The organism is Rhodoferax sp. RT5P35 (genome assembly GCF_056521385.1).
In genome coordinates this window covers 344,096-360,699 of sequence record NZ_JBWMAX010000001.1, presented here as the reverse complement: position 1 = coordinate 360,699, position 16,604 = coordinate 344,096, and the positions used below count along the sequence as shown (strand labels likewise).

Annotated in this window: 16 protein-coding genes; 7 read left to right on the top strand and 9 right to left on the bottom strand. The window is 61.5% G+C overall.

What is annotated here, in order from left to right; all coding sequences use genetic code 11:
* Window positions 1-73: 73 nt before the first annotated feature.
* Both AC097L_RS01610 and AC097L_RS01605 read left to right on the top strand, forming a co-directional pair.
* Window positions 74-757 (top strand): LuxR C-terminal-related transcriptional regulator, encoded by a 684-nt coding sequence (locus AC097L_RS01610; RefSeq protein ID WP_479584360.1) that lies wholly within the window; start codon window positions 74-76, stop codon window positions 755-757.
* Window positions 757-2,673, top strand: coding sequence for a sensor histidine kinase (locus AC097L_RS01605; protein ID WP_479584456.1), 1,917 nt, complete (start codon window positions 757-759; stop codon window positions 2,671-2,673). Before AC097L_RS01610 ends, AC097L_RS01605 begins: the two co-directional genes overlap by 1 nt.
* Before the next feature lie 3 nt (window positions 2,674-2,676).
* Here AC097L_RS01605 and msrA read toward each other — a convergent pair whose 3' ends face one another.
* The gene (gene msrA / locus AC097L_RS01600) at window positions 2,677-3,276 is read right to left on the bottom strand and encodes a peptide-methionine (S)-S-oxide reductase MsrA (RefSeq protein WP_479584359.1); all 600 of its coding nucleotides are present in this window, start codon (window positions 3,274-3,276) and stop codon (window positions 2,677-2,679) included.
* A 151-nt stretch (window positions 3,277-3,427) separates the two neighbouring features.
* On the opposite strand from msrA, the gene AC097L_RS01595 reads away from it, so the two are divergent.
* The 5 genes from AC097L_RS01595 (at window position 3,428) to AC097L_RS01575 (ending at window position 7,493) form a co-directional block, all read left to right on the top strand.
* Complete coding sequence (locus AC097L_RS01595) at window positions 3,428-4,207, top strand: YdcF family protein (RefSeq protein WP_479584358.1); 780 nt, start codon at window positions 3,428-3,430, stop codon at window positions 4,205-4,207.
* Between the two features lie 72 nt (window positions 4,208-4,279).
* Complete coding sequence (locus tag AC097L_RS01590) at window positions 4,280-4,942, top strand: TetR/AcrR family transcriptional regulator (protein WP_479584357.1); 663 nt, start codon at window positions 4,280-4,282, stop codon at window positions 4,940-4,942.
* Between the two features lie 158 nt (window positions 4,943-5,100).
* Entirely contained in the window at window positions 5,101-5,766 is a 666-nt protein-coding gene (locus tag AC097L_RS01585; protein WP_479584356.1) for a protein-L-isoaspartate O-methyltransferase family protein, read from the top strand.
* A gap of 14 nt (window positions 5,767-5,780) precedes the next feature.
* Entirely contained in the window at window positions 5,781-6,113 is a 333-nt protein-coding gene (locus AC097L_RS01580; RefSeq protein ID WP_479584355.1) for a rhodanese-like domain-containing protein, read from the top strand.
* A 57-nt stretch (window positions 6,114-6,170) separates the two neighbouring features.
* On the top strand, window positions 6,171-7,493 hold the full coding sequence (locus AC097L_RS01575; protein ID WP_479584354.1) for a TolC family outer membrane protein: 1,323 nt from the start codon (window positions 6,171-6,173) through the stop codon (window positions 7,491-7,493).
* 210 nt (window positions 7,494-7,703) lie between these two features.
* Here AC097L_RS01575 and AC097L_RS01570 read toward each other — a convergent pair whose 3' ends face one another.
* From AC097L_RS01570 to ddpX, 8 genes are all read right to left on the bottom strand, one after another.
* A complete protein-coding gene (locus tag AC097L_RS01570; protein ID WP_479584353.1) occupies window positions 7,704-8,669 on the bottom strand; it encodes a dipeptidase in 966 nt (321 codons plus the stop codon).
* Window positions 8,666-9,454: an ABC transporter ATP-binding protein gene (locus tag AC097L_RS01565; RefSeq protein WP_479584352.1), complete on the bottom strand. Its 789-nt coding sequence runs from the start codon at window positions 9,452-9,454 to the stop codon at window positions 8,666-8,668. Before AC097L_RS01565 ends, AC097L_RS01570 begins: the two co-directional genes overlap by 4 nt.
* Window positions 9,451-10,290, bottom strand: coding sequence for an ABC transporter ATP-binding protein (locus AC097L_RS01560; RefSeq protein ID WP_479584351.1), 840 nt, complete (start codon window positions 10,288-10,290; stop codon window positions 9,451-9,453). Before AC097L_RS01560 ends, AC097L_RS01565 begins: the two co-directional genes overlap by 4 nt.
* The gene (locus AC097L_RS01555; RefSeq protein ID WP_479584350.1) at window positions 10,287-11,195 is read right to left on the bottom strand and encodes an ABC transporter permease; all 909 of its coding nucleotides are present in this window, start codon (window positions 11,193-11,195) and stop codon (window positions 10,287-10,289) included. The genes AC097L_RS01560 and AC097L_RS01555 overlap by 4 nt, the downstream gene beginning before the upstream one ends.
* Before the next feature lie 7 nt (window positions 11,196-11,202).
* A complete protein-coding gene (locus tag AC097L_RS01550; RefSeq protein ID WP_479584349.1) occupies window positions 11,203-12,234 on the bottom strand; it encodes an ABC transporter permease in 1,032 nt (343 codons plus the stop codon).
* 5 nt (window positions 12,235-12,239) lie between these two features.
* Window positions 12,240-13,853, bottom strand: coding sequence for an ABC transporter substrate-binding protein (locus tag AC097L_RS01545; protein WP_479584348.1), 1,614 nt, complete (start codon window positions 13,851-13,853; stop codon window positions 12,240-12,242).
* A gap of 91 nt (window positions 13,854-13,944) precedes the next feature.
* A complete protein-coding gene (locus tag AC097L_RS01540; RefSeq protein WP_479584347.1) occupies window positions 13,945-15,858 on the bottom strand; it encodes a methyl-accepting chemotaxis protein in 1,914 nt (637 codons plus the stop codon).
* Between the two features lie 172 nt (window positions 15,859-16,030).
* Window positions 16,031-16,600 carry a D-alanyl-D-alanine dipeptidase gene (ddpX, locus tag AC097L_RS01535; protein ID WP_479584346.1) on the bottom strand — a complete coding sequence of 190 codons (570 nt, stop codon included), beginning with the start codon at window positions 16,598-16,600 and terminating at the stop codon, window positions 16,031-16,033.
* Between the last annotated feature and the right edge of the window lie 4 nt (window positions 16,601-16,604).

The window sequence follows — 16,604 nt, the reverse complement described above, 5'->3', positions numbered from 1 at the left end:
GGTGGTTGGATTGCATGGGTACAACCGTATGCTGATAGAGGTCGCCCATAATCCTTCCAATCTATCGAATGCTATGCCCGCCAATAAACTCTCTACCATGATCAAAGTGGCGCTTGTCGAGGATGACGTGGAGGTACAGAACACCATTGCTGCAGCCATCCGCTCCGCGCCGGATGTGTACATGGCGTGCATTGCCAGCACCCGTGCTGCCGGTTTGCTGGCGCTACAACAGCCACCCGCGAATGTGCTGCTGGTAGACCTTGGACTACCCGATGGCTCGGGGATTGATGTGATTCGGGCTGCCAGCGCCTTGTGGCCCAGTTGCGCGGTGATGGTGTGCACCACGTTTGCGGATGAAGCACATGTATTGCAGTCGATTGAGGCAGGTGCGTCGGGCTATTTGCTCAAAGACGGCGCAGCGGGCGACATGCTGAATGAAATCCGCAGTCTGCACGGCGGCGGCAGCCCGATCAGCCCGCTGATTGCCCGGCAGATTCTGACGCGCTTTCGCGCTGCCCCCACGGTTGTACCTGACGCGGTAGCGGCGCGCCACGGTGATGCCCCCGCAACCTTGTCGGCCCGCGAAAAACAGGTTTTAGAACTCATCACCAAAGGATTTACGGCGGATGAAATTGCCAAATTAATGCTGGTGTCGCAGCACACGGTGCAAACCTATGTGCGTCGCATCTACAGCAAGCTCAAAGTCAGTTCCAAGGCCGAAGCTATTTTTGAGGCCAGAAACCAGGGTTTGCTGTGATGCAGCGGAACTGCTGGCACAGTTGCTGGCAATTTTTAGGGCTTTGGCTGCTACTTTTTGCGGGCTGCGCGCAGGTACCGGACGGCGATGTGGCGGTGCATCTGCAAGACGCGCAGTTGCTGTCTTTGGTGGGCAGTGGCTACACCCCCCCACCGGGCCATGCGGATGCCACATCGCTGCCGCACCCTGGCTGGCACACCGTCACGCTACCCCATATTGCCGAGCGCGAATTAGTACCCCATGCGCAGGGGGAGGTGCGTACTGTCACAGACTGGTATCGGCTGGATCTGCATGGCCTGCCCAGCACCGCTGCCCCCCGCTACCTGTACATGCCCCGCTGGAAAACCATCGGCCAGATAGCGGTCTATGCAGACGGCCAGTTGCTATATGCCTCCGAAGGCAGTAAGACGCACAACGGCTACAACCACCCGCTGCTACTGCGACTCAATCCGGGGGCGGGTGCAATGTCTCCGTCCACGGTGCTGCTGCGCATTGACCGTTTGCAAAGCAGCGGCAGTGCGCTGTCAACAGTATGGGTGGGGGCCGCACAGCCGCTGGTGTGGCGCTACCAAGTGCGCCAGCTGTTGCAGACACAGCTGCCTTTTATTGGCGGAGCGGCCTTTTTATCGGTGGGATTTTTCTCCCTGGCAGTATGGATACGGTTGCGGCGCGATTCACTGTATTTGCTGTTTTTTGCAGCCTCTGCCATGTCGTTTTTGCGCATGCTGCATTACCACGTGGGTGGCAGCTATCTGCCCATAGATGACCAGTGGTTTGAATGGATCACCGTGGCATCGTTGATGTGGCTTGTAGCGCTGTGCCACTGCTTTATGGAACGACTGCACGAGCACCCGATGCGGGGGCTGACACCGTTGCTGATCGGTGTCACCGTACTGTGCAATCTGGTGAGCATGCCTGGCGCCGTGGTGTTGCTGCCCAGCCTGACATTGTGGACACCGTTGTTGTACGTGCTAATGCTACCGTTCGCCATACTGATTTTTTTCGATGCCTTGCGCAATGGATTTCGCACCCAGTCGCGGGAGGTGTGGTTAATGGCGGGCTGGCTCTTCGCCACCACGCTGTTCTGTATTTACGACCTGGCTTTGCAAAACAACTGGGTTGGCCCCGAGGGCATTTACACCAACCCTCTCACCATCATTGGGCTATTCGTGATGTTTGTGTACATCATGTTTCGCCGCTATGTAGGGGCCGTGGCTGAGGTTGAGCGGGCCAACAGCCACCTAGCACAGCGCTTACAGATACGCGAGCTGGAGCTAGCGACCAGCTACGCACGTTTAAGTGAGGCAGAGCACCACCAAACATTGACCGATGAGCGCCTGCGTCTGACGCAAGACATGCACGATGGGCTGGGCTCGTCGCTGGTGACGGCGCTGCGCGTGGTGGAGAGTGGGCGCATGACGGATGGCGCGCTGGGCGAGATTTTGAAGGGCTGCATCGACGACCTGAAGCTGACAATTGACTCGATGGAGCCGATAGAAGCCGACTTGCTGCTACTACTGGCCACGCTGCGCTTTCGGCTCGGGCCACGACTCAAGGCAGCCGGTGTACGCCTGCTCTGGGAAGTGCAGGACTTACCCAAGCTGGACTGGCTGAATCCCCGCACCGCACTGCATATTTTGCGGATTTTTCAAGAAGCCTTTGCCAACATTCTGAAGCACACCCGGGCCACCGAAATCCGTGTGCGTACCGCTGTGCAAGGCGATGGCGTCGAGGTCACCATTGAAGACAACGGCCAGGGCTTTGACCTCGATGTAACGCTGCTCCAGCCGATGGGGCAGGGGCTTAACAACCAGCAACGCCGGGCGCAGGCGATGGCAGGCAGCGTCCACTGGACATCCGGGAGCGCAGGAACCTGCTTTGCGCTGTGGTTACCGCTCCGCCCACAGCAGGAGTGAGCCTTATGTGAGGTGCACTGGCCGGGTTGATGGATGTTTGACCAAATTGGCAAACGTCTTGCGAAACTTCTCTACCTTGGGTGCGGCCACCATCAGGCAGTAGCCCTGGTGGGGATGCTTCTCAAAATAGTCCTGGTGGTGGGCCTCGGCGGGCCAATAATTGGCCAATGGCAGCACCTCGGTGACCACCGGCTTGCGGTAGCTGCCACTGACCGCAATCTCGGCCAGCACAGTGTCGATCACCGGCAACTGCTCGGGCGTGCTGGTGTAGATACCGCTGCGGTACTGTGTGCCCACGTCATGGCCTTGCTGGTTCAGCGTGGTCGGGTCGTGGACCACAAAGAAGACTTCCAGAATCTCGCGCAGGCTGATTTGCGCCGGGTCAAACTCTAGCCGCACAACTTCGTTATGTCCGGTCTCGCCGCTGCATACCTCTTCGTAGCTGGGATTCTGGGCTTGGCCGTTGCAGTAGCCGCTTTCTACGTCGGTAATCCCCAGCACCTTCACAAATACCGCTTCGGTGCACCAAAAACAGCCGCCGCCTAGGGTAATTACTTGACGTGGGATGGACGAAGTGGGAGTAAAGGGAGGCTGGTTTTGCATAGCTTGCTTTGTACTCCTATTTAAGGAGCATGGACTTGTACACTCCCTTTGGCGGTAACTTTACTTGCGACACCAAACCCTTTAAATTTTAAGCAAAAAGCGGCTCTAGCGCATATAACCTCTACACACTTAGCTATTAAAAAGTGAGCTTATGGTTTTTGGTGAATTCAAACCTTTATTGACGGCACTGGTGTTGCCGCCCGCCGCCCCCTTGCTGATGGCATTTTTGGGGCTGTTATTGGTACGGCGTAAAAAAGTGTGGGGTGGCGTGCTCTGCGTAGCAGCACTGGGCGGGCTGTGGCTGCTGAGTTGCCACGCGGTAGCCGTCTGGCTGGCACTGCACATCCTGCCGCAAGTACCCGCCCTGCCGTCGGCCACGGCCGCTGCCGTCTTGCAAGCACGCCAAGTACAGGCGGTGGTGGTGCTGGGCGGCGGCGTACAAACGTTTGCACCCGAATACGGTGTGGCCCAACCCAGCGCAGATACTGCAAGCCGGCTGCGCTACGGTGTGCGGCTAGCCCGCCAGTCCCAATTGCCGCTGGCCTTTTCCGGTGGCGTGGGCTGGGCCAACAGCGGTACCTCCGCGCCATCTGAAGGTGCCGTGGCCCGCGCCATGGTGGCCCAAGATTACGGCTTGGCCCTGCGTTGGGTAGACGACCAGTCGCGCGACACGGCAGAAAACGCCACCCAATTGCACGCCCTGCTGGAGCGCGACGGCGTGCAGCGCATCGCCCTGGTTACCCATGCCTGGCATATGCCGCGAGCGCAGCAGGCGTTCGAGCGGGCCGGTTTTACCGTCACCCCCGCACCCACCGGCTTTACCTTGCAGCAACAACGCAGCCTGCTGGAATGGATGCCTACCGCCAGCGGCCTGCAATCTTCGCGCGAGATATTGCGCGAGTGGCTGGGCTTGCGGGTGGCAAAGCCATGACCGGCCCATACCCCCATATTGACGCGGCCCCAGCGCACGGGCTATATTAATAACCCGCCAGTCAGTAACCTTATGCCTAACCCGTCTTCCTCCACCCCGGCAGAACCCCCGGCCAAACGTGCGCGGCGCAAGCAAGCGCGGCCGGGCGAGCTATTGGCGGCGGCACTGGACCTGTTTGTAGAAAAAGGTTTTGCCGCCACCCGGGTGGAAGAAGTGGCCCAGCGGGCCGGCGTGTCCAAAGGCACCCTGTTCTTGTACTTTCCCAGCAAGCAAGAGCTGTTCAAAGCCGTGGTGCGGCAAAGCCTGTCGGGCCGCCTGCATGAGTGGCACGCAGAGGTCGAGAGCTTTGTCGGCAGCAGCGCCGACCTGCTGCGCCACGGCATGCTGAGCTGGTGGGAGCGGGTGGGTGACACCCAGGCATCGGGTATGACCAAACTGATGCTGACCGAGGCGCACAACTTTCCCGAAATGGCGGCGTTCTACCAGACCGAGGTCGTGCAGCCTTACCAAAGCCTGGTGCGGCGCATCTTGCAACGCGGCGTGGACAGTGGTGAATTTGCCGTTCTGGACATCGACCTGGCCAGTTACAGCGTCACCGGTCCGCTGATGTTTATGGCCCTGTGGAAACACGCCATGGGCCTCCCTTGCGCCCCCACCACGCTGGACCCGCTGCGCTACATCGAATCCCAGCTCCACATCCTGCTCCATGGACTGCGTGCACGGCCCTGCGCATGAGACCCTCTATGCAGTGCGCCTCCATGGCCGAAAGCGCGGCAAGCTTGGCAAACTTGGAAATTGGGCTGCCAGGTAAATGGGGCGCAAAACGCCCGGTCATGCCGCTTTCCCCCCCTAAAATCTAACGTTAACCTCGCACACAGATCCAAAGACCCACCATGACCACCACCGCCCAGCTTGAACAGACCCGCTTCAACATGATCGAACAGCAAATCCGCCCCTGGGATGTGCTGGAGCCTTCGGTGCTGGAGCTGCTTAACACCGTTAAACGCGAGAAGTTTTTGCCTACTGAGAGCCAGGCTTTTGCCTTTGTGGACATGGAAGCTCCGCTGCCCGGCGACCAGTGCATGCTGTCACCCAAGGTGGAAGCCCGCGCGCTGCAAGACCTGAAGATCCAAAAGCATGAAAAAGTGCTGGAAATCGGCACCGGCTCGGGCTACATGGCCGCTCTGCTCGCCGCCAGCGCCCACAGCGTGCTGTCGCTCGAAATACTGCCCGAGCTGGCCACCCTCGCGCGCAGCAACCTGCGCAATGCCGGTGTGCGAAACGTCGAAGTCCGCCAGGCCGACGGTGCCCTGGGCGCTGCGGCCGACGGTCCGTTTGATGTCATCGTGCTCAGCGGCTCGGTGGCGGCAGTGCCTGAAGCCATCAAGGCCCAGCTCAAGGTGGGTGGCCGCCTGTTTGCCGTGGTTGGCCAGGAGCCCATGATGCGCGCCAATTTCGTCACCCGCACCGGCGACACCAGCTATGCCACCACCCAACCCTGGGACACCGTGGCCCCGCGCCTGGTGCACTTTGCCGAGCCTTCCAAGTTCTCGTTTTAATCCACTCCTCATCCATGATTTCCCAAATCACCCCGACCGACCTGCCCCGGTGGCTGCAAAGCCAAGCCGCCCCCGTGGTGCTGGATGTGCGCGAACCCGGTGAATGGCAGGCCGCCAGCGTGCAGGCCGAGGGCTTTACCTTGGTGCAGCTCTCCATGGGCGACATCCCCGCCCGCCTGGCCGAACTGGACCCACACCAGCCTATCGCCTGCCTGTGCCACCATGGCGCCCGCAGCCAGCGCGTGGCGCAGTTTTTGGTGCAAAACGGTTTTGAGAATGTGGTCAATATCGCTGGTGGCATCGATGCCTGGTCGCTGCAACGCGATGCCAGCGTGCCCCGGTATTGAATACCTGAAATGAATGCCTGAAGTGAACGCCTGAAATTGGAAATGACAAGGATGACCATGCACCGCTTCCCGCTCGCCACCTGCTCTTTGGCCCTGTTGGCCGCTTTCTCTGGCACTGCCCACGCGCAAAGCCTGGTGGAGCTGTTTGATGCGGCACGGGCCACCGACGCAACCTACCAGTCGGCCAAAGCACAATATGACGCGAATCTGGCCAAGGCCGACCAGGCCAAGGCCTACATCCTGCCCACCGTCGGTGCGTCTGCGGGACTCACCCGCAGCATGGTGGACGGTAGCAACCCTAGCGTAGACAGCCACTACACCACCCAGACTGCCTCTCTCAGTGCCTCCCAGCCCCTGTACCGCCCGGCCAACCGCATCAACTACCAACAAGGCCTGAAGCTGGTCGATGTGGCCCAAGCGCAGCTGACTGCGGCCGAACAGGACCTGGTGGTGCGCGTCGCCCAGGCCTATTTCGACGTGTTAGGCGCGGGCGACAGCCTGGCCTTTGTGCGGGCGCAAAAAACCGCCGTGGCCGAGCAACTGGCCTCGGCCAAGCGCAACTTTGAAGTCGGCACCGCCACCATCACCGACACCCGCGAAGCCCAGGCCCGGTTTGACTTGGTACTAGCCCAAGAAATTGCCGCTGAAAACGACTTGCTGGTGAAAAAACTGGCGCTGGACACCCTGGTCAGCAAGGTCAACGCCCAGCCGACCCCGCTGGCGCTGCCGGTGGTCTTGCCGTCCGTGCAAGCTGCGGACATTGGCACCTGGGTACAGCAAGCCGAAAGCCTGCAGCCCAACGTGGTGCAAGCCGTGGTGGCCTTGGACGTGGCTCGGCTAGAAACCCTAAAAGCCAAGGCCGGCAACCTGCCCACGCTGGACCTGACTGCGGGCTACAACGTCAACCGCTACCCCAACGGCACCACCAGCCTGCCCAACAATTCGCGCAACAACGGTGCCAGCGTCGGCCTGAGCCTGAATATCCCGCTGTTTGCAGGCTTCTCCATCCAGAACCGCATCCGCGAAACCCTGTCGCTGGAAGACCAAGCACAGGCGGACCTGGATGCCGCCCGCCGCGCCGTTACCCAGGCCACCCGTGCCGCGTTTTATGGCGTGCTGTCGGGCGTGGGCCAGGTCAGCGCACTGGAAGCCGCCGAAGCCTCCAGCCAGATTGCGCTGGATGCCAACAAGCTGGGCTACCAGGTCGGTGTGCGCATCAATATCGACGTGCTGAATTCGCAAAGCCAGTTGTTCCAGACCAAGCGCGACCTGGCCCAGGCCCGCTACAACGTGCTGCTAGGCGGACTCAAGCTGCGCCAGGCGAGCGGAAGTTTAAAGCCCGAAGACCTGCAGGCGGTGAACGCGCTGCTGGTGCGTTGATTGCTATTTAAATAATAGCTAGTAGCGAATATGGAATATACGCTAAAGGCTTTTTTTATTAGAAAACAGTAACGACTCAGCTCCCTCTTAAGGTAATGAACAAGCATTCCAGAAACACCGCAGAACTGGCTTTGCCAGGCTGCTGGTGTTGCCCCCTGCAAGGGGGTTGGCGCAAAGCGCTTGCGCTGTAGCCTGGGGGTGAACTCTACATCAGCCCCACACCTTTTGTGCCACCCGCAGCATGTTGCCGCCCATCACCTGCGTAGCATCTTCGGCGATCATCCCTACATCCTGCAAAGCCTGGCCCAACACCTGCCAGGTTTCTACCGGGGTATAGGTGGCCCGCGCAATGGCTCCGTTGTAGCCCACCGACGCAGGCCACCAGTAACCGGGGTCATAGTCCCCCGGCGGGTTGTCATTCAGCTCCGGCTGGCGGAAGCTGATATCCAGCCCAATGCCCACATGCTGCACGCCCACCAAGTCGGCCACGTACGCCACATGGCGGGCGACATCAGCAGCGGTGGGAGCAGCATTGCCCAAAAAGAACGACACGCCCGACACGCACACCACCCCGCCGGTGGCAGCGCAGGCGCGGATTTGTGCGTCGGTGATGTTGCGGCCATGGTCCACCAGCGCCAACGGATTGGCGTGGCTGAAGATTACAGGGGCGGTGGATGCGGCCATGATGTCCAGGCTGCACTTTCGCCCGGTGTGCGAGCAGTCCATCAACATGCCTGCGGCGTTCACCGCCTGCACCATGCGCACACCCAGCGGGGTCAGGCCGCGCTCGGTGTCATGGCAGCCGTCGGCCACGCTGTTGTTGCGGTTGTAGGCAAAGTGGATCTGGCGCACGCCTAAAGCCGCGTACAACGCCACCATCTCGGGCTGCTCCAGCAGCGGGATGGCTCCTTCCAGGTCAAAGCCGATAGCGATCTGGCCACCTGCTTTGGCCAGCGCAATATCGGCCACGCTGCTCGCCAGCCGGTAGCGGTCGGGGTGGGCGGCAATGGTGGCGCGGAACCCGGCGATCACGGCCATCACCTGCTGCACTGGGTTCATGTCCATACCGACGTTGATCGACACGTAGTCCACCCCGGCGGCATGCAGCCGGTCTATCGGTGCGAAGCTGGCCTGCGGGTGCAGCGGCAGGCAGGCGTGGGATTCCCAGTGGATCATGGCAAGGCTTCTTTTCTACGGAAGCCGACAGCGGCTTCCATCAATTGGCGGGTGTAGGGCTGGGTGACGCGGCTGGCGGCCAGGTCGGCGGAGGCCAGCATTTCCACTGTCTGGCCGCGCTGCATGACCATCAGGCGCTGGCACAGGTGCGTGACCACGGCCAAATCATGGCTGACCATGATGAAGGTCAGGCCGCGGCGGGCGCGCAGGGTTTCCAGCAGGTTCAACACCTCGGCCTGCACCGAAGCATCCAGGGCCGAGGTGGGCTCGTCCAGCAGCAGTATCTGCGGCTCCAGAATCAGGGCACGGGCGATGGCGATACGCTGGCGCTGCCCGCCCGAGAGCTGGTGCGGGTATCGAAAGCGAAAGCCCAGGCCCAGGCCCACCTCGTCCAGCGCGCGTTCGATGCGCTCTTGCTCTTCTCCCAGGCCGTGGATGGCTAGCGGCTCGGCCAGCAGGCGGTCCACCGTGTGGCGCGGATGCAGCGAGCCGTAAGGATCCTGGAACACCATTTGCACCAATCTACGAAATGGTTTGCTACCGGGGGATGGCAAAGGCTCGCTGCGCGGCGTGGGCTGCCGTGCCGGTAAGAGTTGCACGGTGCCGGATTCACGTTTCGCCAGCCCGCAGATGGCACGCAGCACGGTGGATTTGCCCGAACCCGATTCGCCCACAATACCAAAGCTTTCGCCCGCTTGAACGGTGAAAGATGTGTCGGCCACGGCCACAAAGCCGTCGAAGCTGACACGCAGGTTTTGCACGTCCAGACCCACAGACCCGTTCATAGCGCCCACTCCGGCTGCCGGTTGAGTGTGGGCAGCGGGTGCCGGTTGTCGCCGAGCTGCGGCAAGCAGTTCAGCAGACCCAGGGTGTAAGGATGCTTGGCCTGCGCCAGCCCGCCCGCAGGCAGCTCTTCCACCACCCGCCCGGCGTACATCACAAGAATGCGGTCGCAAAAGGTGGAGACCAGGCGCAGGTCGTGCGATACAAAAATCAGGCCCATGCCGCGCTGCACCACCAGCGCGTCCAGAATCGCCAGCACCTGGAGCTGTACGGTCACGTCCAGGGCCGAGGTGGGCTCATCGGCAATCAGCAAATCCGGGTTGGCGATCAGCATCATGGCGATCATGGCGCGCTGGCCCATGCCGCCCGACACCTCGTGCGGGTAAAGCTTGTACACGCGGGCCGGGTCGTCAATCTGCACCTGCTCCAGCGCCGACAGGGCCTGCTTTTTAGCCTGGGCGTTCGACACTTTGCTGTGCGCCTGCAGCGTCTCGACGATCTGGTCGCCGATGCGCATCACCGGGTTCAGCGAAAACTTCGGGTCTTGCAGCACCATGGCGATGCGGCCACCGCGCAAGGCACGCCGCTCCTGCGGGCCGCAGTGCAGTAGATCGGTGCCCTTGAACGCCAGGCGCTTGGCGGTGACCCGGCCCTCGGGGGCCGTCAGGCCCAGAATCGCCCGGCCCGTCTGCGACTTGCCCGAACCCGATTCACCCACGATGCCCAGGCGCTCTTTGCCCAGCGTGAACGACACGCCGCGCACCACTTCCACCCAACCACCGTCGCGGTTGGGAAAGGCGACCCGCAGGTCATCGACCACCAACAGAGGTTCCGTCATTTCACGCCTTTCGGGTCCAAGGCATCGCGCAAGCCATCACCCACCAGATTGAAGGCCAGGCTGACCAGGAAAATCGCCGCCCCCGGTGCCGCCGCCACCCACCACTGGTCCAGCACATACTGGCGGCCATTGGCGATCATGGCGCCCCATTCGGGTGTAGGTGGCTGCGCGCCCAGGCCTAGAAAGCCCAGCCCGGCAGCCGTCAGAATAATGCCCGCCATGTCCAGTGTGACCCGCACGATCACGGACGAGAGGCATAGCGGCATGATGTGGTGCAGCACGATGCGCCAGGGCGACGCGCCGATGAGCTGCACGGCGGCAATGTAATCGGTCTGGCGGATGGTCAGCGTCTCGGCCCGGGCCATGCGTGCATACGGCGGCCAGGCGGTGATGGCAATCGCGATCACGGCGTTTTCAATGCCCGGACCCAGCGCGGCCACAAAAGCCAACGCCAAAATCAGCCGGGGAAAAGCCAGAAAAATATCGGTGATGCGCATCAGCGCCGCATCCACCATTCCACCCGCATAACCCGCCACGGTGCCCACCAGCAGCCCGATGGGCGCGGCCAGCACAGCCACCAGCACGACGACCATCAGGGTGATGCGCGAACCATGGATGAGGCGAGACAGGATGTCCCGGCCCTGGTCGTCCGTGCCCAGCCAGAAAAGGTGCGAGGGCGGCAGCAGGCGCGTGGTGCGCAAATCGCCCACGGTGGGCGAGTATGGGGCGATCCACGGCGCCAGCAAGGCCACCAGCACCAGCGCCAGCACGATGCCCAGGCCCAGCACCGCCAGCCGGTTGCGCAGAAAGATGCGCCACGCGCCATAGGCCCGGCCCCAGGCGGCTTGGCGGCGCGAGGCGGGCCGGTCGCTCATCAGCCAGTCGTGCAAGTTAGTTGTGCTCATCGTGAAGTTATCGGGTCCTGGTACGGGGGTCCAGCGTCTTGTAAAGCAAGTCCGACAGCAGATTCAGGCCAATGAAGATCGAGCCCACCACGATCGTGCCGCCCAGCACCGCATTCATGTCGGCGTTTTGCAGCGAATTGGTGATGTAAAGGCCCAGGCCTGGCCAGGCGAATACGGTTTCAGTCAACACCGAGCCCTCGAGCAGACCGGCGTACGACAGGCTGATCACGGTGACCAGCGGCACCATGGCATTGCGCAGTGCGTGCCGCCAGATGATGCGCGCCTCGCTCAGGCCCTTGGCCCGCGCGGCCACGATATATTCCTGTGCCAGTTCGTTGAGCATGAAAGAGCGCGTCATGCGGCTGATGTAGGCCAACGAAAAATAGCCCAGCAGAGACGCGGGCAGGATCAGGTGCGACAGCACATTGCCGAACGCATCCCACTGCCCGGCCATGGCCGCGTCCAGCAGAAGCAGACCGGTCACGGGGGCCAGGGTGTACTCGTAGACCACGTCCATTCGCCCTGGCCCACCGACCCAGCCCAGCTTGGCGTAGAACAGCACCAAGCCCATCAGCCCGAGCCAGAAGATGGGTACCGAATAGCCCACCAGCCCCATCACCCGCACGATCTGGTCCACCACGCCGCCCCGGCGCACGGCAGCCCACACACCCAGCGGCACACCCAAGCCCACGCCAATCAGGATGCCTAGCGTGGCCAGCTCGAAAGTGGCGGGAAATGCACGGCGGATATCGTCCATTACCGGGTGCGAGCTCAGCACCGAGGTGCCAAAGTCGCCGCGCAACACCTTGCCGATGTAGATGTAAAACTGCTCCCACAGCGGCTTGTTGAAGCCCATTTCTTCGCGCACCCTGGCAACCAGTTCACCCGAAGCCCGGTCGCCCACGATGGCCAGCACCGGGTCGATGGGCATCACCCGGCCAATGAAGAAGGTGACGGCCAGCAGGCCCAGGTAGGTCAGGACAATAACGACCGCAAACCGGCCCACGGCCTTCAGCCTACGCATCCAGCGAACCCGCATCCGGTTTATTTCTTACTGGCGGTGAACATATAGTCCGAGCCGAACGTGGGGCCGAGCTTGAAGCCGTCCACATTGCTGCGCACGGCCGCCACTTCCACCTGCTGGTACAGCATGATGAAGGGGCTGGTCTTGCGGAATTCGGCCTGCATATCTTCGTAGATCTTCTTGCGCTTGCCGGTGTCACGCTCCAGCACGGCGGCATCGGCCATTTTGTCAAGTTCGGGGGCTACCCAGGCATTGCGCCAAGCCAAGGGTTTGGCCTTGGCATCGTCGCTGTTGTCAGGGTTTTGCACAAAGGTGGCATTGCTGTGCGGGTCCCAGTAGTCGGCGCCCCATTGGCCGATATACATGTCGTGGGTGCGGGCGCGGAACTTGGTCAGCACCTGCTTGCCGTCGCCAGGGATGATTTCGATGTCGATGCCCGCGCGCTTGGCGGTTTGCTGGAAGGCCTCGGTGATGCCCTGCACTGGCTGGATGGTGCGCATGTCGATGGTCACTTTGAAGCCGTTGGGAAGCCCGGCCTTGACCAGCAGGGCCTTGGCCTTGTCCACGTCCAGCTTATAGGGGTTGACTGTGCTGGCTCCCAGCAGGCCGACGGGCAGAAAGTTTTGGTCTACCGTGCCGATGTTCTTGATCAGCGTGTCGCCGATGGCAGCATAGTCCACCAACCATTTCAGGGCTTCGCGCACCTCGGGCTTGGCCAGGTTGGGGTTCTTCTGGTTCAGGCTGATGTAGTAGACCGTGCCTTTGGGAGCCGATTCGATCTTGATGTCTTTGTTGTTGGCCATGGCGGCCAGGTCTTGCGGGGCCAGGTTACGGGCCATGTCGATGTCGCCCTTTTCCAGCAGCAGGCGCTGGGTGCTGGACTCCTTGATGTGGCGGTACAACACGCGGGCTAGCGGGGCTTTTTTGCCGTAGTAGCTGTCGTTGCGCTCCAGCGCCACCACTTCGTTGGCCCGCCATTCGCGCAGCTTCAAGGGGCCGGAACCGGCGTAGTGGGTTTTAAGCCAGGCATAGCCCAGATCGCCCGCCACCTCGTTAGCCAGCACCAGCTTCTTGTCCACCACCGCGCCCACGTCGGCGGTCAGGCAGTTCATGACGAACGACGGGGCATAGGCCTTGTCGGTTTCCAGCGTCATGGTCAGCGCTCCGGTGGCCTTGATCTTGTCTTTGACGTTGGTTTTGCTGAACCCGAACTGGGTGAGGATGAAAGCCGGAGATTTATCGAGCAGCACCGCACGCTGCAGCGAGAAAGCCACGTCATCGGCTGTGAGCGGGTTGCCGGAGGCAAACTTCAGGCCGGGCTTGAGCTCGAAGCTGAAGGTCTTGCCGTCGGCCGACACGGTCCAGGACTTGGCGATGTCGTTGACGAGTTTGGACGGGTCGCTGACATCCAGCCGCACCAGCCGGTCGTAAGTATTGCCCATCACCTCGCTGGCCGAGATTTCAAACACCTCGGCCGGGTCCATGGTGATGATGTCGTCAAACGCAAACGCCACCACCAGCGTGTCTTTGGGCGTGGCGGCCATGGCGGGGTGGATACCCGCAGCCCATACAAGGGTGGACGCAACCGCCACGACCAGCGCACGACGGTTCAACACAGGGCTCGGATAAGGCATGAAAGAAATCCTTTGGTTGTAAAGTGTTCAATAGCTTGCAAGAACCATGCTCAAACAGACGGCATGGTCCTGGTTGCCCAGCGCTCAGCCCTTAAACCTTGAAGGCGCCCACCACTTCGCGCAGCAGAGCGGTCTGGTCGTGCATCGAGCGGGCAGCAGCCGACACCTCTTCCACCAGCGCGGCATTCTGCTGGGTGGTGGTGTCGAGTTGCGCAATCGCTTGGTTGACGTCTTCGATGCCACGGCTTTGCTCGACGCTGGCCGACATGATCTCCGACATGATCGTGGCCACACTGGTGTTGCCGGTGATGATCTCGTTCATGGTAGAGCCCGCCTGCGCCACCAGCGCACTGCCTGATTCGACCTTGGTGACCGAGTCGGCGATCAGGCCCTTGATGTCTTTTGCCGCAGCGGCGGAGCGCTGCGCCAGGCTGCGCACCTCGCTGGCCACCACCGCAAAGCCGCGGCCCTGCTCGCCGGCGCGGGCCGCTTCCACCGCGGCGTTCAGCGCCAGGATGTTGGTCTGGAAGGCGATGCCGTCGATCACGCCGATGATGTCCACAATCTTCTTGGACGAATCGCTGATCGAGTTCATGGTGTCCACCACGTCGCCGATCACCTTGCCGCCTTTGGACGCGACCTGGAAGGCGTCGGTGGCCAGGCGGTTGGCCTGGTTGGCGTTGTCCACGTTCTGTTTCACGGTGGCGGTGATCTGCCCCATGGAAACCGCGGTTTGCTGCAAGAACGCGGCCTGCTCTTCGGTACGAACCGACAGGTCTTCGTTGCCACTGGAGATTTCGCTAGAGGCGGCGGCAATCGAGGAGGAACCCGTCACCACCTGGTGCACCACACCTTGCAGGCGGGCAATGAAGGCATTAAAGCTGCGCGACACCTCGCTGAACTCCTTGCCGCCAGTCTCCGGCAGGCGCCGGGTCAGGTCGGCCTCGCCAGCGGACAACGCATCGATGTTTTCCTGCAGGCCGGTCAGCCGCTTCATGAACATGCGGATACCGCTGACCATCAGTACCAGCAGCACGATGGCCATGGGGATCTGCACAGAGGCCAGCTTGGTCAGGATGCGGTTGCTGTTGCTGGCCAGTAAAGCGGTCGGAATACCCGTGGCGATAAACCAGGGGCTGCCCGGAATAGGCTTGAGGAACAGCATTTGCGCACCCTTGTCGCTGGTGTAGGCGCCTTCTGTCGCTGTGCCGTCCTGCGCCTTCGGCAACAGGCGCTGGATCTCGGCCGCCATCGGTGAAGTCTGGGCCAGGTCGGACACATTCTTCAGCACGATATTGCCCTGGATCCGGGTGCTGTTGCTGACGATTTTGCCGTCGCCTTCGACGATCAGGATCTGGCCCTGGACCTTGTCTTCCATGTCGGCCACCAGGCGGTTGAAGAAGCCCAGCGTCACGTCGATGGTAGACACGCCGTACAGTTCGTCACCCTTGTAGATCGGCATGGCGCAGTTGGTGCGCGGCTGCGGACTGGCATCGTCCTGATAGGCCTTGGCCCATTTGCAACGGCCTTTAGCCGCGGTCTTGCCGTTTTCGTACCAGGGTTGCTCCCAATACTTCAGCGATGCCTCAGAGTTCCAGTGGGTATTGACAACCAGCTTGTTGGATGCGTCGCGGGCGAAAAAGGTGCTGAACTTGTCGCGGCCCTGTTCGCGTTTGTTGGGCAAGGGCCAGATGCCGCCGCCGAAGACGTTGGGGTCACCGTTCTGGTCGACCAGGCCGGGTTGCAGCTTGTCGATCTGGTCGCTTTCGAGCAGCGCCACGGTTTGGGTGATGCTGCGCGATTGCGCCTCCACCTGCCGCAGCTGTTCGCTAATGCGCACCGAAATCTGGTCCACATTGGCACCCACCACCTTGCCCTCCAGAGTGGCCAAATCCGGCGTAACGGACAGCCGTATCACGGCAAAGGTTCCGATCAGCAGCAATGCAAAAAATGCGCAAATCAGAACGGTGAACCGTGTTTGCGTTGAGGTGGTGGATGCTTTCATTTTGTAACTTGGGTAAGTTGATCGACGGCCAAGGGCGGATGGTTCCGGGACGGGATTGAATGATAGTACTTGAAACATTTCGCAACAATCTGTTTTTTTCAAGGTGCCACGCCCAGCACGTTTCAGAACCTGTCCATGCTCTTGGAACGTCCATACGTTCTTACACAAGCGTCTAGGCCAATCGCATCGGGCTCAGGTCGCCAAGCAAGCTGCTGTCAATCAGTGGATAGGTGGCATGCTCGGGCAAGGCGTAATGCCACCACTCATGCGGCAGGTGCTCAAACCCCGCATCTTCCATCACAGTCAGCAGCAGCAGGCGATTGGCCAGGGCTTCGGGCCCTACCTGCCCACTGAAATGGTGCGAGGCTGCGGTCATGTCATCGAAACCGGTACCCATGTCCAGCTCGGTACCCTGCGCGTCCACCAGGGTCAGGTCCACCGCCGTGCCGCGCGTGTGGTTGGAGCCGACGGCGGGGTCGGCCACGTAGGCTTGGTCGGGTGCGGTTTGCCACAGCAGCACCTGCGCCTCTTGGGGGCGGAACGCATCAAATATCTTCAGCCGCAATCCCGACTGTGCCGCCAGCAGCACGGCCTTGCGCAAGCAGGCTTCGGCATCGCGGTGCAGCAGGCAGTGGGCGCGGTCGTAAATGGGGCGGCCCGCAATATTGTTGGCCGTGGCGTAGGCCAGATCAAGCACGATGCCATGGGTTTCCGGATGGACCTGGACAAGAGGATGGGGCATGTGA

What these genes read in the sequence shown, in the direction of transcription:
- AC097L_RS01610 (WP_479584360.1), top strand. Translation starts at nt 74, where the DNA reads ATGCCCGCCAATAAACTCTCTACCATGATCAAAGTGGCGCTTGTCGAG.
- AC097L_RS01605 (WP_479584456.1), top strand. Translation starts at nt 757, where the DNA reads ATGCAGCGGAACTGCTGGCACAGTTGCTGGCAATTTTTAGGGCTTTGG.
- msrA (WP_479584359.1), bottom strand. Translation starts at nt 3,276, where the DNA reads ATGCAAAACCAGCCTCCCTTTACTCCCACTTCGTCCATCCCACGTCAA.
- AC097L_RS01595 (WP_479584358.1), top strand. Translation starts at nt 3,428, where the DNA reads ATGGTTTTTGGTGAATTCAAACCTTTATTGACGGCACTGGTGTTGCCG.
- AC097L_RS01590 (WP_479584357.1), top strand. Translation starts at nt 4,280, where the DNA reads ATGCCTAACCCGTCTTCCTCCACCCCGGCAGAACCCCCGGCCAAACGT.
- AC097L_RS01585 (WP_479584356.1), top strand. Translation starts at nt 5,101, where the DNA reads ATGACCACCACCGCCCAGCTTGAACAGACCCGCTTCAACATGATCGAA.
- AC097L_RS01580 (WP_479584355.1), top strand. Translation starts at nt 5,781, where the DNA reads ATGATTTCCCAAATCACCCCGACCGACCTGCCCCGGTGGCTGCAAAGC.
- AC097L_RS01575 (WP_479584354.1), top strand. Translation starts at nt 6,171, where the DNA reads ATGCACCGCTTCCCGCTCGCCACCTGCTCTTTGGCCCTGTTGGCCGCT.
- AC097L_RS01570 (WP_479584353.1), bottom strand. Translation starts at nt 8,669, where the DNA reads ATGATCCACTGGGAATCCCACGCCTGCCTGCCGCTGCACCCGCAGGCC.
- AC097L_RS01565 (WP_479584352.1), bottom strand. Translation starts at nt 9,454, where the DNA reads ATGAACGGGTCTGTGGGTCTGGACGTGCAAAACCTGCGTGTCAGCTTC.
- AC097L_RS01560 (WP_479584351.1), bottom strand. Translation starts at nt 10,290, where the DNA reads ATGACGGAACCTCTGTTGGTGGTCGATGACCTGCGGGTCGCCTTTCCC.
- AC097L_RS01555 (WP_479584350.1), bottom strand. Translation starts at nt 11,195, where the DNA reads ATGAGCACAACTAACTTGCACGACTGGCTGATGAGCGACCGGCCCGCC.
- AC097L_RS01550 (WP_479584349.1), bottom strand. Translation starts at nt 12,234, where the DNA reads ATGCGGGTTCGCTGGATGCGTAGGCTGAAGGCCGTGGGCCGGTTTGCG.
- AC097L_RS01545 (WP_479584348.1), bottom strand. Translation starts at nt 13,853, where the DNA reads ATGCCTTATCCGAGCCCTGTGTTGAACCGTCGTGCGCTGGTCGTGGCG.
- AC097L_RS01540 (WP_479584347.1), bottom strand. Translation starts at nt 15,858, where the DNA reads ATGAAAGCATCCACCACCTCAACGCAAACACGGTTCACCGTTCTGATT.
- ddpX (WP_479584346.1), bottom strand. Translation starts at nt 16,600, where the DNA reads ATGCCCCATCCTCTTGTCCAGGTCCATCCGGAAACCCATGGCATCGTG.